This is a genomic window from Candidatus Thiosymbion oneisti (assembly GCF_900092655.1).
Lineage (GTDB): Bacteria > Pseudomonadota > Gammaproteobacteria > Chromatiales > Chromatiaceae > Thiosymbion > Thiosymbion oneisti.
Genome location: NZ_FLUY01001216.1, coordinates 1 through 14,495 on the forward strand (window position 1 = coordinate 1; position 14,495 = coordinate 14,495).

General features: G+C 58.1%; 18 protein-coding genes and 3 tRNA genes. 14 read left to right on the forward strand and 7 right to left on the reverse strand.

Annotated elements, in window-relative coordinates:
- Positions 1–496 precede the first annotated feature (496 nt).
- The 4 genes from BQ17_RS12435 to BQ17_RS12450 all read right to left on the reverse strand — a co-directional run bounded on the left by BQ17_RS12435 (position 497) and on the right by BQ17_RS12450 (position 3,513).
- Entirely contained in the window at positions 497–1,645 is a 1,149-nt protein-coding gene (locus BQ17_RS12435; protein WP_256091582.1) for a cation diffusion facilitator family transporter, read from the reverse strand.
- 22 nt (positions 1,646–1,667) lie between these two features.
- Positions 1,668–1,913 (reverse strand): sulfurtransferase TusA family protein, encoded by a 246-nt coding sequence (locus tag BQ17_RS12440; protein ID WP_089727529.1) that lies wholly within the window; start codon positions 1,911–1,913, stop codon positions 1,668–1,670.
- Positions 1,901–2,935 (reverse strand): tRNA (5-methylaminomethyl-2-thiouridylate)-methyltransferase, encoded by a 1,035-nt coding sequence (locus BQ17_RS12445; RefSeq protein ID WP_256091583.1) that lies wholly within the window; start codon positions 2,933–2,935, stop codon positions 1,901–1,903. The genes BQ17_RS12440 and BQ17_RS12445 overlap by 13 nt, the downstream gene beginning before the upstream one ends.
- A 284-nt stretch (positions 2,936–3,219) precedes the next feature.
- A complete protein-coding gene (locus BQ17_RS12450) occupies positions 3,220–3,513 on the reverse strand; it encodes a DUF3800 domain-containing protein (protein WP_089727533.1) in 294 nt (97 codons plus the stop codon).
- Between the two features lie 54 nt (positions 3,514–3,567).
- Here BQ17_RS12450 and BQ17_RS12455 point away from each other — a divergent pair, with 54 nt between their 5' ends.
- Genes BQ17_RS12455 through BQ17_RS12465 form a run of 3 tightly spaced genes read left to right on the forward strand, consistent with a single transcriptional unit; the run spans position 3,568 to position 4,791 of the window.
- A complete protein-coding gene (locus tag BQ17_RS12455; protein ID WP_243448415.1) occupies positions 3,568–3,810 on the forward strand; it encodes a type II toxin-antitoxin system Phd/YefM family antitoxin in 243 nt (80 codons plus the stop codon).
- A gap of 2 nt (positions 3,811–3,812) precedes the next feature.
- Entirely contained in the window at positions 3,813–4,175 is a 363-nt protein-coding gene (locus BQ17_RS12460; protein WP_089727535.1) for a putative toxin-antitoxin system toxin component, PIN family, read from the forward strand.
- A gap of 55 nt (positions 4,176–4,230) precedes the next feature.
- Complete coding sequence (locus BQ17_RS12465) at positions 4,231–4,791, forward strand: DUF1353 domain-containing protein (protein WP_089727536.1); 561 nt, start codon at positions 4,231–4,233, stop codon at positions 4,789–4,791.
- A gap of 57 nt (positions 4,792–4,848) precedes the next feature.
- Here BQ17_RS12465 and soxB read toward each other — a convergent pair whose 3' ends face one another.
- Positions 4,849–6,630: a thiosulfohydrolase SoxB gene (soxB, locus tag BQ17_RS12470; protein WP_089727538.1), complete on the reverse strand. Its 1,782-nt coding sequence runs from the start codon at positions 6,628–6,630 to the stop codon at positions 4,849–4,851.
- 502 nt (positions 6,631–7,132) lie between these two features.
- On the opposite strand from soxB, the gene soxX reads away from it, so the two are divergent.
- The 9 genes from soxX to BQ17_RS12515 all read left to right on the forward strand — a co-directional run bounded on the left by soxX (position 7,133) and on the right by BQ17_RS12515 (position 11,180).
- Positions 7,133–7,510, forward strand: coding sequence for a sulfur oxidation c-type cytochrome SoxX (gene soxX, locus BQ17_RS12475; protein WP_089727540.1), 378 nt, complete (start codon positions 7,133–7,135; stop codon positions 7,508–7,510).
- A 58-nt stretch (positions 7,511–7,568) separates the two neighbouring features.
- Positions 7,569–8,396, forward strand: coding sequence for a sulfur oxidation c-type cytochrome SoxA (soxA, locus tag BQ17_RS12480; protein WP_256091584.1), 828 nt, complete (start codon positions 7,569–7,571; stop codon positions 8,394–8,396).
- Positions 8,397–8,488: 92 nt separating this feature from the next.
- Positions 8,489–8,818 (forward strand): hypothetical protein, encoded by a 330-nt coding sequence (locus BQ17_RS12485; protein WP_089727544.1) that lies wholly within the window; start codon positions 8,489–8,491, stop codon positions 8,816–8,818.
- Positions 8,819–8,870: 52 nt separating this feature from the next.
- Positions 8,871–8,955, forward strand: a tRNA-Leu gene (locus BQ17_RS12490).
- Between the two features lie 421 nt (positions 8,956–9,376).
- Entirely contained in the window at positions 9,377–9,658 is a 282-nt protein-coding gene (locus tag BQ17_RS12495; RefSeq protein WP_165741603.1) for a type II toxin-antitoxin system Phd/YefM family antitoxin, read from the forward strand.
- Positions 9,646–10,047, forward strand: a complete 402-nt coding sequence (locus BQ17_RS12500; protein ID WP_089727548.1) for a PIN domain-containing protein — start codon at positions 9,646–9,648, stop codon at positions 10,045–10,047. The genes BQ17_RS12495 and BQ17_RS12500 overlap by 13 nt, the downstream gene beginning before the upstream one ends.
- 88 nt (positions 10,048–10,135) lie before the next feature.
- A complete protein-coding gene (locus BQ17_RS12505) occupies positions 10,136–10,345 on the forward strand; it encodes a hypothetical protein (protein WP_089727550.1) in 210 nt (69 codons plus the stop codon).
- Between the two features lie 251 nt (positions 10,346–10,596).
- Positions 10,597–10,830, forward strand: a complete 234-nt coding sequence (locus BQ17_RS12510) for a DUF433 domain-containing protein (RefSeq protein WP_089727552.1) — start codon at positions 10,597–10,599, stop codon at positions 10,828–10,830.
- Entirely contained in the window at positions 10,827–11,180 is a 354-nt protein-coding gene (locus BQ17_RS12515; protein WP_089727554.1) for a DUF5615 family PIN-like protein, read from the forward strand. The genes BQ17_RS12510 and BQ17_RS12515 overlap by 4 nt, the downstream gene beginning before the upstream one ends.
- 320 nt (positions 11,181–11,500) lie before the next feature.
- Here the strand turns inward: BQ17_RS12515 and pabB are convergent, their stop codons facing one another.
- Together pabB and htpX are read right to left on the reverse strand one after the other, a co-directional pair.
- Positions 11,501–12,895 carry an aminodeoxychorismate synthase component I gene (gene pabB, locus BQ17_RS12520; protein ID WP_089727556.1) on the reverse strand — a complete coding sequence of 465 codons (1,395 nt, stop codon included), beginning with the start codon at positions 12,893–12,895 and terminating at the stop codon, positions 11,501–11,503.
- Positions 12,896–12,947: 52 nt separating this feature from the next.
- The gene (htpX, locus tag BQ17_RS12525) at positions 12,948–13,835 is read right to left on the reverse strand and encodes a protease HtpX (protein WP_089727559.1); all 888 of its coding nucleotides are present in this window, start codon (positions 13,833–13,835) and stop codon (positions 12,948–12,950) included.
- Between the two features lie 308 nt (positions 13,836–14,143).
- Between htpX and BQ17_RS12530 the strand changes: the two genes are divergently transcribed.
- Together BQ17_RS12530 and BQ17_RS12535 are read left to right on the forward strand one after the other, a co-directional pair.
- A tRNA-Ala gene (locus BQ17_RS12530) sits at positions 14,144–14,219 on the forward strand.
- A 55-nt stretch (positions 14,220–14,274) separates the two neighbouring features.
- Positions 14,275–14,350: transfer RNA gene (locus tag BQ17_RS12535), tRNA-Glu, on the forward strand.
- Positions 14,351–14,495 lie beyond the last annotated feature (145 nt).

Here is a 14,495-nt window from a genome sequence, read left to right on the forward strand (position 1 = left end):
GAACCTGGGCCTCGGGTTCCACGCGCGCCGCGGCGACGGCGCTTTCCCCTGGCCGCAACGCCTGGCCGGGGATAGAGACGTCGCCGAATCCAAAGAGTGTAGGATGCGGTGAGCGCGGTATGTCGTAGCAGGATTACATCAATCCCCACCGCGAACCGCATCAATGGACGCCCGCGGCGAACCGCATCAATGAGCCGGAAGCCAAAGATGCGGTTCGCGCCGGTCGCTCCCGCGCCCGGCGCTCACCACATCCTACGGGTCCATACCAGGGGTGGAGGAGAGATCAGTCTGGAATCCATAAAGAGCCTTTTCCTATAGGAAAAACCAACTTAATCTGTGGAAATCTGCGGATTAAACAGGAAGGGTTATCGGTTGCATAAATCCGATTCGTGTGGATTCGCGTGATTCGTCGTTTTCCCTTCGCGGTTCAAAAGGAATCAGGAAAGAATGCACTGTCATGGGTCGTCCGGATAGATGACGCACTGAAACGGTGCAGTTATCCGAAGTAGACAAAGACCTGATTGAAGACCGGGTCTGCCGCGAGTGCCGACTGTAACCGGTCCCGGATAGCCTCCGCACGGGAGCATTCTCCGGCGCAGACAGCAAGCGGAAAGTACACTTCTACGTCGATGCGTCCATTGAGATAGTGCAGGATGGTCCGCCGGCAGTTTGTGGCCTCGGGTACTCCTTCCCAAAGCCGCTCAAGCCGGGTCAGGGCTTCGGCGCGCGTGGGCAACACCACCGAGAGCGGCTCCGTTGCGTCGTCCTCCGGATCGATATGGACCGTAACATCGGTAATCTCGTCGATTTGTGATTTAAGCCGGTCCTCTACCAAGAGCGCGATCAGGTGGCCCTCTGAGACGCTCAACCGGGGATCGACCAGGATATGGACGTCTACCGAGGCCTGCCAGCCGTGCCTTCTCGTTCGCAGCATATGGATATTTCTTACACCGCCGACAGAACCGATGGTTTTCTCGATCGCGGCGAGGCGCTCCGCCTCCAACCCGGTATCCACCAGCTCCCGGATCGACCGGTGGCCGAGTTCCCAGGCAATATGGGCGATCATCACGGCGATGACGACCGCCGCAATGGCATCCAGGTAAGGTAAACCCATCAGGGTACCAACGATGCCCACCAGAACCACGACCGAGGAAACGGCATCGGAGCGGTGATGCCAGGCATTGGCACGTAACATATCCGAGCGAACACGGCGTGCGTAACCGAGCGTCCACCAGTAGAGCCACTCCTTGACCAGGATAGACACCAGGACTGCGGCCAGCGCCAACGGCTGTGGCCGCAAGAGTTCGGCGGGAGCAAACAGGCGATTACCGGCGTCCCAGCCGATGCCGACGGCAACCATCAGTAAAAAGACACCCAGCACCAGGGTCGCCAGGGTCTCATAGCGTCCATGCCCGTAAGGATGCTCCTGGTCCGGGGCCCGGGCGGCGTGACGCCCTGCATACCAGACCAACACATCGGATAGCAGATCGGAGAGGGAATGGATACCGTCCGCAACCAGGGCCTGGGAATGCCACAGCACCCCCGCGCCGACTTTGATCACCGACAGGCCCAGGTTGACCAGGCCGCCGACCACCGCGGTCTTCGCAATGGCTTCGGCACGTTGTCCTTGTGGTTCTCCAAACAAGGTCTGGCTCGGGCAGGATTTGCTACTCGCATGCACCGCCGACGCGCATGACCACGCAATGCTCGCCATCCTTGCTGTCGGTACGCAGGACGGTATGGCCGTTGATGCGACACCAGGCAGGTATATCCTGCAGTGCCCCAGGGTCCGTACAGACCGCCTCTACCTGGGTCCCCGGAGCCAGGTCTGCGACCCGGTCTTGGACCCTGATAACCGGGAGCGGACACAAGAGCCGCCGGCAATCCACGACTACCGTGTCTAGAGTATCCACTCCCCGGGGATCTCCTGCGGGGTGAAGGGACGGACATCGAGTTCTCGCGTAGAGCCTGTAAGGTCCCTGACCTCGACGCGGACGGATTCGCAATCGCGTCCCTGACCGTAGCGCGCCACCAGCCGCGCCGCCAACTCGATGTCACTCTCCGTCACCACACCATCGATCAGGGCCTCGGGTCCGCCGTGACTGAGTGTCTTGATGCTGACAAAGCGCTTACGGAATCCGGTCAGGAAACGCCCTTCGCCTTCCTCGCGTGCGATGATGACCTTGAAACCGGGTCGCGGTCGGATATGGCGCCCTACCTTCAGGAGCACGATATCGTCCAGGTCATAGACTCGATCACCGCGGCTGTTCCACAGGTCCGTCAGCTTCGCGGCGTATTGGGAATCGGTCAGAAAGCAGCAACCGCCGGCCGGTTGAGCATAGTCATCGAGCCCATATGCCTTCGCCAATGCCATCTGCGGCTTTCTGCTGCGCCCGGAGAAATCGAACAGGCGTTCACGCTCCACCCAGCCCTCCCGCTCCGGCCGGGTCGGCGGCAGGCGCTTGGCACATAAGGGCCGCAGCAGTAAATCACCGGCCCCCGAGTCATCCTGCACGATCGGCAGGGTGTCCTTGCGCTGAGACTTGGGCCGTTGCCCCACAACCTCACCGGTGACGATAAAGTCGAACCCATGCCCACGCATCCACTCATAGGCCCGCCGCACCATGAAGATCTTACAATCGAGGCACGGATTGAGATTGGCCCCGTACCCATACTTCGGGTTCAGGACCACATCACGGTAATCCTCGACCACGTCGACGAAATGTAATTTCACACCCAGGCGCTCGGCCACCCAGAGTGCATTGTTGCGTTTGGGCTTAGTGTTCTTACGGATGGCGTGTGTGTGGCCCTCCACACAGAAGCCGGTGAAGAAGTTCAGGCCCTCCACCTGAATGCCCTGGTCCTGGACGACACGCACGGCGAGCATGGAGTCGAGACCCCCGGAGACCAGAGCGACTGCTTTTCGTTCAATCATCACGACAAAAAGACGAAATTGTTGGTAGTGGCTCAGTTTAAAAAATTTATGCTTGGCCGCTCACTTTCCGGCCCATTTAACGCCAAGACGCAATGGCGCCAAGACGCAAAGATTCTTTGTTCTTTCTTTGCGTCTTGGCGTCCTTGCGTCCTTGCGTTTTTTCGCGAACTGAGCCACTGCCAAATTGTTTGACAAATTTAAAAATGATCTTATTGTTGATGCAAATGGATCGGGAGTTCCCGATCGGCGTAGGGGTGCGGTGGAAACCGCGCCCCTTCGGCTTTTCAGGGCAGGGTTTTCAGTCCATGCCCAGCCAGCCTTCCTTCCCCGCTCCGGTATAGCTTCTTCTCAACCACATCATAGGCCCGGTTCGGTTGGTCGGGTTTAAGCAGACGGCGGCCTATCGGATGGCAAACCAGATCGGCCAATTGTAGGCCCCGCAGGTTCTGCTTTTTGTTCACGAACACTACCTCGAACGGCAACCGTTGGCCGCAGGCATTCGTCCCGTCGCAGATACGGCGAAACACCAGCTCCAGGTCTCCATCTTCCTTGCACCCCCGCGATTCTACTGGCAACATAGGGAAGCTACATCAATTGAGGCAGTCTACATGATTCGCGAGGCTCCAGCAGTGATGGTTCGCCAAAACCTAGGTGAGCTGCTCGACGAGATTCGGTATGAAGGCGATTCGGTCGTCATCACCAAGCGCGGAAAGCCGATTGCGGCACTCGTCGATATCGAGCTTTTCGAGCGTTTGTGTTCGCTGGACGAAGCGTACATGCGCCTCCGAGGCGAGTTGGCGCAAGCATTTTCCAACCTACCGCCGGATGCGGGCATGGTTATGATCGATGAGGCGGTCCACGCAGCCCGTGGATAGGAATGAAGGTTGTTCTGGACACCAACGTCCTGGTCTCTGGACTTGCCTATCCGAACACTAATCCGGGAAGGATCGTCGCCGCCTGGGATTCCCACATCCTGCGGCTTTCGATGTCGCACTTCCAGTTGAACGAAATTTCCCGGGTCTTCGGTTACCCGAAAATACGCAAATTATTGGGTTGGGACGACAAGCGCATCGAGTCTTTCGTCCGACAGCTCGAGCTACGGGTCGAACTGGTGGAGATTGAAGACACGACCGCAACGGTGTCGAACGATCCGAATGATGCGCCAATCCTGGCGACGCTGATTGCCTCTTCCGCGGATGTGCTGATTACGGGTGACAGTGATGCATTAAGAGTGCATTAGCAGAAGTCTAGTGTTTGGATATAACCTGACCAATCTCTTTTGAAGAGGGCTCAATATGAATAAAAAGATGGTGACAATAGGTTTGGCAATGTTGTGTTTTTCGCGCGCAGTATCCACGGGAGAGTTTCAAGGTCAAGTGGTAACCGAGTGGTTACAGAATGATAAAGAAGACCGCGATATGCGGCTATTAGAAGATTTTAAATATATTGACGACAATGGAAAGGTATGGTCTGTGCCTAAAGGACAAGTCGTAAATGGTGCATCTATTCCTCAAACATTCTGGACGTTTGGTCCTCCATTCGTTGGCGATTATCGTAGAGCGTCAGTGGTTCACGACCACTACTGTCGAACGCGTACAGAATCTTGGGAAGATGTTCATCGCATGTTCTATGAAGCTATGCAAGCTGATGGAGTTCCGTCGTATAAGGCAAAGGTGATGTACGCTGCAGTTTATGCTGGAGGTCCACGATGGGATGAAGACGGCAACGATCTTTCTAGCCACGAATCTTTGCTATCCAACGTAAATCTTGTTGATGAGATATTAGAGCGAGTTGAAGAAGGTGAGTTGGATTTGAATCATGCAAAGATCGACATAGACAAACTCATCTCCAAGTGAAAGGGATAGCGTTAGCTCTCGAAGCCCCCGCGCAGTTTGCGCGGCGGCTATAACCTTTCACGTGCGACGGGTATCGTCGGTAATCCCCGGATTACCGGACACATTCTTCAAGACCGGGGTGTTGAGCTTCTCGATCTTGACCGTCTTCAGGTCGCGCAGGTATTTGGCGACCGTTTCCCAGATGGGTTCTCCGGGGGCCTGGGACCCGACGGTGGCCCAGCCGGCGACCACATAGGATTTATCGGCCTCGATCTTGGTGCCGTCGTCCAGGGCCATGTCGCCGATGCGTTTGCCCATGGACGCGGTAGGATCGCACCCATAGTCCAGCCCCCCGACACGCACCATGTCTCCGCCTTGCTGCACATAGGGATCCGGGTTGAAGAGGTTGTCACAGACATCTTCCAGGATGGCCTTGAGCTCGCTGCCTTTCAGCTCGCGGCGATAGGTCTCCGGATAGGTGATGCAGGTCTGATCCATGACATGCTCCATGGTGATGATCTGGCCCGGCAGTACGCTGGTGCCCCAGCGGAAACCGGGGGATAGGCTGATCTGGGCGTCCTTGACCTTGCGCAAGGCATCGCAGATGAGCTGGTCGAAGGTCCCGTTGAAGTTACCGCGCCGGTAGAGTGTCTCCTCGGTGGTCGCCAGCTTTTCCCCCAGGGTGTTCCGGTAAGGGGCACGTATCTCCTCGACATACTTGGTCATCTCGGCATTGGGTGGGAGCAGATTGGAGAAGACCGGTAACAGCCGGTAGCGGAAGTCGCGCACCTTGCCGTCCTTGACCTCCAGGTCCATCCGCCCTAAGAACTTCCCGTTGGAGCCGGCGTTGGTGACCAGGGTCTTGCCGCCCGCGTTCGCCACGATACTGGGGGCCGGTATGCCGTCATGGGTGTGGCCGCCGAAGATGACGTCGATGCCGGTGACGCGAGAGGCCAGCTTGAGATCCACGTCCATGCCGTTGTGGGAGAGGAGCACCAGGACGGCGGGCTTCTCCTCCGCGCGAATCTTATCGACCAGCTCCTGCATACGCTCCTCCTGAATCCCGAATGTCCAGTCCGGAATGAAGCGTTGCGGATTGGCGATGGGGGTATAAGGAAAGGCCTGGCCGATGACGGCGACCTTGAAGCCACCCACTGTCTTGATGGTGTAGGGTTTGAAGGCCAGACCCGCATCTTCGTCGAAGCCGGCGAATTCCGGGAATCGATAGTCGAACAGAGCCTCGTCGCGCACGGCGATGTTTTGGGCCACGAAATCGCCCTTGAAGGCGCCGATATTCTCGATGACCTCTTCGTCGCGGTAAGTGAACTCCCAATGACCGGTCATGACGTCCACCCCCAGCAGATTGCAGGCGCCGACCATGTCCCTACCCCGAGTCCAGTAAGCGGTACCCGAGCCCTGCCAGGAATCGCCGCCGTCCAGCAACAGACTGTTGCCGTCGCCCCGTTCGGCGCGGATGCGATCCACCAGGGTCTTGAGATGGGCAAAGCCGCCCACCTTGCCGAATCGCCGGGCGGCCTCGTCGAAGCCTAAAAACGTAAAGGCATGGGCCTCGATCCCGCCCGGCGCGATGCCGAAGTGCCTCAGGAATGCGTCACCCACCACATGCGGCGCCTTGCCCAAGGCCGGGCCGATGCCCAGATTCACGTTGGGCTCGCGAAAGTAAATGGGGTTGAGCTGAGCGTGGGTATCGGTGATGTGCAACAGGGTGACATTGCCAAATCCGGGTAGCTCGTAGAGGTCCGACGGTTGCCGCATCGCGGCGACCACGGACGCCGGCAACAGGCCGGCCGCGCCGGCTACACTTAAGAGCTTGATGAATTCACGTCGCGCGAGCGTCATCCGGGGCTCCTCCTAATCTGTCGAGGCTGTATGGTCCAGGTGTCCTTCCTCATCGTCCCTCCTCGCGGGGTTAGAGCCTGTCTGGCAGCGAGGGATCGAGGGGTCGAGGCAGATTTTCTGCTCGATTGAGGCGAATAGTAGGCCTATTTAACGAAAGCGAGCGGGAAATCTGACCGGCCGCCTCGATTCCGCAGCAGAACAGCCGTATGCCAGACAGGCTCTTAGTATGCCTGGATCGCGCCTCGACGGCCAATGCTGCCAAGGCGAGCGTGTCGTTCTCCCCTTGGGTGCAAGGGATAGTTTGTAATAACATCTCTATATCCGCAGATTACGCAGATTTTTACAGATATAAAAACGAAACAATCTGTGAAAATCTGCGGGTCAAATTAAGATTTCTTGTCGGGTTACGGCGCGTTCAAGCCGGTTTGCATCCCTCAACGCGGCGGTACACACCTAACCCGACCTACCTTCCTGATAGAGGGCAACTCGAAGGAGGCAATAGATGATTGCGTTGAAAACGACCTTGGCCGGAGCGGTAGGCACGGCCCTAATCGCCGCCTGCGTGTTGGCCTTGGCGCCCGGCCTTAACGCCGCGGATGCCCCGACAGGCAATCCGGAGGCGGGCAAGGAGATCGCGAATGATCGTAAGCTGGGCAATTGCATGGCCTGCCATGTAATGCCGGATATCGAAAGCCCCGGTAATATCGGTCCCCCCCTGATTGGAATGCAGGCCCGCTACCCGGACAAGGAGAAGCTACGCGCCCAGATCTGGGATGCAACCGTTGCCAATCCCGACTCCAGCATGCCGCCGTTCGGTAAGCACGGCATCCTTACCGAGCAGCAGCTCAACGACGTGCTCGAATACATCTGGTCGCTCTGACCGGTCGGACCTACTTACTGAATACCCGGAGGAAATCAACCGGATGAACAAGATCATTATGCTGACCGCGGCGCTGGTTATGGTACTGGGCCTGACCTGGGGCGGCGTCGCGCTGGCTACGCCCCAGGCAGACCAAGCGATCTGGCAGAGCTACTACCAGAAGCGCTTCCCCAATGTTCCTAAGGAGGATTTCATAAACGGGGTCTATGCGATCGACCCCGTCAGCCGCGAAAGCTGGGAGGCCATCGAGGAATTTCCGCCCTATGAGATGGCTATCTCCCAGGGCGAGAAAATGTGGAACACACCCTTCGCCAACGGCAAGACCTATCGGGATTGCTTCCCAAACGGCCCCGCAATCGCAGGAAAATATCCCTACTGGGACAAGGAGCGCGGTATGGTCGTCACCCTGCCGCTGGCCATCAATGAATGCCGCGAGGCCAATGGTGAGGGGCCCCTCAAATACAAAAAAGGCCCCATCGCCGATATCCTTTCCTACCTCCGGTACCAGTCCCGCGGGCAGCTCACCAAGGTAGAGATTCCGGAGGACGACCCCAAGGCACTGGAGGCCTACGAGAAGGGCAAGCAGTTCTACTTTGCCCGCCGCGGTCAACTCAATTTCTCCTGCGCCAATTGTCACGTGCAAAATCCCGGTAACCTGTTGCGCTCGGATATCCTGAGCCCGGCCCTCGGTCATACCACCCACTTTCCGGTCTACCGTTCCAAGTGGGGCGAGATAGGTACCCTGCACCGGCGTTTCTCGGGCTGTAACAAGCAGGTGCGGGCCAAGCCCTTCAAGGTCCAGGGTGAGGAGTACCGCAATCTGGAATACTTCCTGACCTACATGCAGAACGGCCTGCCTTTGAATGGGCCTGGTGCGCGCAAATAGTCACACACAAATAGTCGCACGCAAATAACCGCTCAGAGGCCTGCGCCTAGGGCGTGGGTCTTCGCTTTGGAGCACAGAGGAGTCCATCGAACATGAGAACCCATCATTTTTCCGCCGGGATCCTGGTCGCCGCGTTGGCCGCCGGTCTCCCTACGGGTAGCTGGGCCGACGACCAGGCCGACTTTGAGAAGGCGATGACCGCGGCGCGCGAAGCTCGCAAGAAGGCCGCCACAGTAGGCGGCGAGTGGCGCGATATCGGCAAGTTCCTGAAGCAGGCCGAACAGGCCGCGGCGAAAGGCGATTTCGCAACGGCCAATCAGCTGGCCGAGAAGGCCAGGCGGCAAGGCGAGCTGGGTTACGAGCAGGCCATGAGCCAGAAGGATGTGGGCCTGCCCGCATACATGATTGCCGGCAGTAAGTGACCTATCGCCTCCACGGGCACGCCGAAGCCGTATAGAATCTCTCCTGCTAGAAGCGCAGGTGGCGGAATTGGTAGACGCGCTAGATTTAGGTTCTAGTGGGGAAACCTGTGGGGGTTCGAGTCCCCCCCTGCGCACCAGTTATTCTATTGCATTATATATATGAGAAGCTGTCTGGTTAAAAGCAATCCTGAACCCAACACGCCGGACTGGTCCCGACGCAGGAGGGATCTTTTCCCACAACCAACGCCAAACAACCCAGGACCGCACCCGGACCGACACGGCGTCAAACGCAGCGTAACGCAACAGAACGCTCGGATCCATTTTAACCAGACAGCCTCTGAAACTCATGAATCTTTCACCCGGCCCATGTGCCAAAACAGGTTGTTGGAATTTTCTCATTTTATTCCGATGGCTGGCCCTATTATTGATTGGTGGTATCCTGGGTAACTGGTTATACAAAAAACACCTGACAAGGCGAATTAACTCAGACAATTGAAAAATGAGTAACCGTCCAGATCCCTCTTCTAAACTCTGATTTCGAAGATGAGGTATTCGCTCATGGCGACGATCCAAGGCCAGGTAACCGCGACGGAATTGGCTCGCAATCTGACATCGCTGATCGACTACGTGTGCATTTCAGGCAAGCGCTTAGTTATCACCCGCGGGAACCTCGAGGTGGCACGATTGGTGCCACCTTCCGAGGATGGCGCCTCGGCTTCCGAATTACGGGCGCTGCTGGAACACAATCCCTGGTCGTCGGCCGAGCGTACGGTTCTTGCCGATGACCTACGCACGATCCGGAAACAAGCCTGCTTACCCCCCTCGCCATGGGAGTCGTAGTCGATACCAACGTCTTTCTCAATGCGGAGCATGCTAGAAGGGATCTCTCGTTATTTTTTGACAATAACGAGCGGTTCTACATGGCAGCAGTAACCGTTTCGGAATTATTGGCCGGTGTCGCTTTGGCCAAAAATGCATCAGTTCGCATTCGCCGCCTCACTTGGTCAGAGGCGATTATCGAGACTCTCCCTGTGTTGCCCTTTGATTTGGAAGTGGCGCGGGCTTACGCAGAAATCTACGCGCACCAGTTGAGAAACTCACGACGACAGTCCCTAAGCGTGCATGACCTTCAGATCGCGGCCACAGCGATTACACACGACTATGCCGTGTTAACCAACAACACCAAGGACTTCGAGAAAATCCCCGGGCTGTGCCTGCTTTCGCCTTAAGACGTGGCTGAGTTTCGAATGCATCGCGACGGAAGATCCTTGTATGAGGAGTATGTAATCTCCGCAGGTCAGCGCTGAGACGGTAGTTTTGAGTCCCTTTGATCGATACAGATTGGAAGCCCGGCTCGAGGCCTTATGCGGGAAAGGTTGCCGGCAGGTATGGCAGTCTATCGATGTCTTAGAGCAGGGTGGCGATCTGCCCGAAACCCAGGGACTCAGCGCGGAAGAGTGCCGCTGGCTTCTGCGCGAGCTCAAACAGATCATGGCGGTCTACACGGACCGTTGCTCTACGGTTTGAAATTTGAGCCTTCCACTCCGTATCCGTAGATTACGTGGATTTTCACAGATGAAAAACGGAGCAATCCGTGAAAATCTGCGTAATCTGTGGATTCAAAACGCGAGCACGACCGAATTCCTGATGCCGGCGGTGGGCATAGCCCACCCGCGATAACTTCTTCCGCCTGTTCAAGGACGCGGTGCCAGTGGGTTGATCGTGGCTTCTCGCTGCCAGCTATCAGTCGCTATGAACAAATGTATCCGAAATCAGATATGGCTAACCTGCTGAGTCGCATCACCATCGACCCCGACATCTGCCACGGCAAACCCGTTATCCGAGGGCTACGCTACCCCGTGGAAACGATGCTGGAGCTTATGAGTGCCGGTATGAGCTGCGAGGATATCCTCGACGATTACCCGGACCTGGAACGTGAAGATCTGCTGGCCGTCTTGGCGTTCGCGGCCGAATTGAGCCGAACCAAGCGTACCCAGGCCTTTGCCGCATGAGGTTTCTCGTCGATGCCCAGTTACCTCGCGGCCTTGTCGGGTCGTTGACTAAAACAGGACACGATGTCATACACACACTCGACCTGCCTGAGAAAAATCGCACCTCCGATCATATGATCACGGCCATTGCGGATGAGGAAGAACGCGTCGTGGTGACGAAGGACGCAGATTTCGTAAACTCGTTTTTACTTCACCGGCACCCGAAAAAGCTCCTTCTGATCTCCACGGGCAACATCAGCAACCGAGATTTGGAGACGGTGGTGCTCAGGTATCTTCCCAACGTGGTCAGGGCATTGAATAGCCACGATTTTGTAGAGATGGGGAGGGCGACCCTTTCCATTCATGCTTAAGAGGCTGGCTGAATATTCTACTTAAGAAGGTCCGCGCAGCGGACCCTACGCTAACCACCCGATTGACTGTAGGGTCCGCTGTGCGGACCGCGGGGACTTTAACCAAACAGCTTCTTAGTTTTCAGGCAGCCTCTGAGCCTTCCGCTCCGTATCCGCCAAATTACACAGATTTCACAGATAAAAAACGAAACAATCTGTGAAAATCTGCGTAATCTGCGGATTCAAAACGCGAACACGACCGAATTTCTGATGCCGGCGGTGGGCACAGTCCACCCTACGGATTCATCGGCGCTCGCCGCTGCCCACGCTATTCGCCGGTCCTACCCGCCGACGCCGGTCAGCTGCTCGTGCTCCAGCAGCCGCAATAGGGCCGTGGTCTTGTCGAGGGTTTCTCGATATTCCTCCTCGACCTGGGAGTCGTGCACGATCCCGCCGCCGGCCCAGAAGCGGATGGTGCTCGCGCTGTGGATCAGGGTACGGATGGCGATGTTGGTGTCCATGGCACCGTCGCAGCCCAGGTAGCCGATGGCCCCGGAATAGACCCCGCGGCGATGGGGTTCCAACTCCTCGATGATCTCCATGGCCCGGATCTTGGGGGCACCGGTGATGGAGCCACCAGGGAAACAGGCCCGCAGCAGCGAGACGGCATCTTGCCCTGGAGCCAGCCGGCCGGTGACGGTGCTGACCAGGTGGTGTACGGTGGCATAGCTTTCCACCTCGAACAGCCTGGGGACCCGCACACTGCCAGGGCTACAGACCCTTCCTAGGTCGTTGCGCAACAGATCCACGATCATCAGGTTCTCGGCCCGCTCCTTGGTGCTGGTGGCCAGCTCCCGTTGCAAGGCGGAGTCTGCCGCAGGGGTGCGTCCCCGCGGCCGGGTGCCTTTGACGGGCCGGGTTTCGACCTGCCCGTCCCGAACCGCGAGAAAGCGCTCCGGCGAGGAGCTCAGGACCTGGGCAAAAGGGGTTTTCAGGTAGGCGGAGAAGGGTGCCGGATTGAGCCGCCGTAGTATCCGATAGCCGGCAAATAGGTTGCCGGCGAACGGGTCGCCGGCGACCGGGGCCGAGAAGCGCTGGGCCAAATTGACCTGATAGCAGTCGCCTTCGAGCAGGTAGGATTTGACCCGATCGAAGGCCCGGCCATATTCGTCCCGGGTCAGGTTGGAGCGCGGCGGACCCAGGACCCGGAGCCGGCTGCGGGTAGGGGCGAGTCGGGGGTCCCGAAACATAGAGAGCAGCGTGTCCCACCGCTCCCGCGTCCGAGGGTCGCGCCCGAGACTTACCAGCCGGGTCTTGCGGGCAAGGTGATCCACGACCAGGGCCCAGTCATAGATGCCCACCGCCATGTCCGGGAGCTGCTCGGCGTTTTCGGCCAGCGTCGGCAACCGCTCGATACGGCGGCCCAGGTCGTAGGCGAACCAACCGATGGCCCCTCCGCGGAAGGGCAGGTCAGGCACAGGGGGCACCGGCTCGCCCAACTGACCGCGCAGTAAGGCGAAGGGGTCGTGGGGGGATAGCTGTACCTGATCGGCGTGGCGGATCTCGGTGACGTCGCCACGGGTGGTCAGGGTGATGTAGGGATCGGCGGCGAGGATGTCATAGCGGCCGGCCCCGGTCAGGGGACGGCCGCTATCGAGGAAGACAGCCCAGGCCCTTTCCGCCAAGGGCCCGAAATAGACAGTGCTGTCGGCCCGATAGGGGATCTCGCTCAACAAGGGCGTGCATCCCGGCTGGGGTAGCGCGGCGGTAGTGGACCAAAGACCCGGCTCAGCCCCGTCCTTGGAGGACAGCGATGCGTTCCTCCAACGGGGGATGGCTCATGAACAGGCGCCTGAGGCCATCACCGACGCCACCGCTGATGCCGAAGGCGGCGAACTCGCCGGACGGCAGATCCCTCGGCTCGGTTGCGGTCTGCAGGCGACGCAGGGCGTCGGCCATCTTCCGGTTGCTGGTAAGGCGTGCGCCACCGGCATCGGCCTTGAACTCCCGGTAGCGGGAGAACCACATCACGATCATGGTGGCCAGGATCGAGAGCAGGACCTGGGCGATCATCGACACGATGTAGTAGGCGGGGCCATGGCCTTGCTCGGTCTTGAAGACCACGCGGTCGATCAGGTGTCCGATAACCGTCGACAGGAAGACCACAAAGGTGTTCACGACCCCTTGAATCAAGGTCAGGGTCACCATGTCACCATTGGCTACATGGCTTATCTCATGACCCACCACGGCCTCTACTTCGTCCTTCGTCATGTGCTGGAGGAGTCCGGTGCTGACCGCCACCAGGGCGGCGTTGCGGTTCCAGCCGGTAGCGAAGGCGTTGGGGTCGGGTGAGTCGAAAATCCCTACTTCCGGCATCTCGATGCCGGAGGACTGGGCCTGTCGGGACACGGTTTGCATCAACCAGTGCTCAAAGGGGGTGCCGGGGTGTTCGATGATCTGTACCCCCATGGAGCGTTTCGCCATGCCCTTGGACATGAACAGTGAGATCAGAGAACCGGCGAACCCGGCAATCGCGGCATAGACGAGCACGGCGCTCAGGTTGAGATCCATATTGTTCGCCGCGAGCAGGCCATCGAAACCGAGCAGCTTGAAGACCAGGCTGATGACCATCAGCACGGCAAAGTTAGTCGCCAGGAACAGCAGAATGCGTTTCATTGCCTAAGGCTCCGAGTTGACTGAAGGGGATCTTGAAAAATCCTATCCTGGGGATTTCTCAAGCCGATACTCACAAAGCGCGGTTTGCGAGTGCCGTCATTTCCATGTGCTGGAGGGGGCATCCTCAGCTCCCCACAGGATACATAGGACCATAAAATGCCTCCTCAAGGGCGCAGGTGCAAGCCCGAAGGGCGTATCGATTGTCCTTTAAGAATAGGAGCTCGTCTGACTTACGGCTGTCCTGGTGGTCAGAAAAATCACTGGACGATCCACGAGCTTAAAAGTTATAATTTTTGATTCCGAATCGAGGGGCCATAGCTCAGCTGGGAGAGCGCAACACTGGCAGTGTTGAGGTCGGCGGTTCGATCCCGCCTGGCTCCACCAATCCTAAGAAGATCCGGTCTGATTCGATGACCGGATTTTTCTGGTAACCAACCTCGTCCCCATCGTCTAGAGGCCTAGGACATCGCCCTTTCACGGCGACAACAGGGGTTCGACTCCCCTTGGGGACGCCAAAAAAACCAAAGGGTTGCGCCGTCTCCCGGCCAGCCCTTTTTTGTTGGCTGTGGTCCGGTGAAGCGGACGCTAGTGTAGTGCGCTGTAAATAGTAGAACTAACAAAGCCGCCCCTGGTCGGTTGTAGAGAGCCGATGCAGACAAG

Coding starts and splice junctions, on each gene's coding strand:
- htpX (WP_089727559.1), bottom strand. CDS start 13,835: ATGAAACGCATTCTGCTGTTCCTGGCGACTAACTTTGCCGTGCTGATG.
- soxB (WP_089727538.1), bottom strand. CDS start 6,630: ATGACGCTCGCGCGACGTGAATTCATCAAGCTCTTAAGTGTAGCCGGC.
- soxA (WP_256091584.1), top strand. CDS start 7,569: ATGCTGACCGCGGCGCTGGTTATGGTACTGGGCCTGACCTGGGGCGGC.
- BQ17_RS12450 (WP_089727533.1), bottom strand. CDS start 3,513: ATGTTGCCAGTAGAATCGCGGGGGTGCAAGGAAGATGGAGACCTGGAG.
- BQ17_RS12515 (WP_089727554.1), top strand. CDS start 10,827: ATGAGGTTTCTCGTCGATGCCCAGTTACCTCGCGGCCTTGTCGGGTCG.
- BQ17_RS12465 (WP_089727536.1), top strand. CDS start 4,231: ATGAATAAAAAGATGGTGACAATAGGTTTGGCAATGTTGTGTTTTTCG.
- BQ17_RS12445 (WP_256091583.1), bottom strand. CDS start 2,935: ATGATTGAACGAAAAGCAGTCGCTCTGGTCTCCGGGGGTCTCGACTCC.
- BQ17_RS12500 (WP_089727548.1), top strand. CDS start 9,646: ATGGGAGTCGTAGTCGATACCAACGTCTTTCTCAATGCGGAGCATGCT.
- BQ17_RS12510 (WP_089727552.1), top strand. CDS start 10,597: ATGGCTAACCTGCTGAGTCGCATCACCATCGACCCCGACATCTGCCAC.
- BQ17_RS12485 (WP_089727544.1), top strand. CDS start 8,489: ATGAGAACCCATCATTTTTCCGCCGGGATCCTGGTCGCCGCGTTGGCC.
- BQ17_RS12495 (WP_165741603.1), top strand. CDS start 9,377: ATGGCGACGATCCAAGGCCAGGTAACCGCGACGGAATTGGCTCGCAAT.
- BQ17_RS12460 (WP_089727535.1), top strand. CDS start 3,813: ATGAAGGTTGTTCTGGACACCAACGTCCTGGTCTCTGGACTTGCCTAT.
- BQ17_RS12455 (WP_243448415.1), top strand. CDS start 3,568: ATGGTTCGCCAAAACCTAGGTGAGCTGCTCGACGAGATTCGGTATGAA.
- soxX (WP_089727540.1), top strand. CDS start 7,133: ATGATTGCGTTGAAAACGACCTTGGCCGGAGCGGTAGGCACGGCCCTA.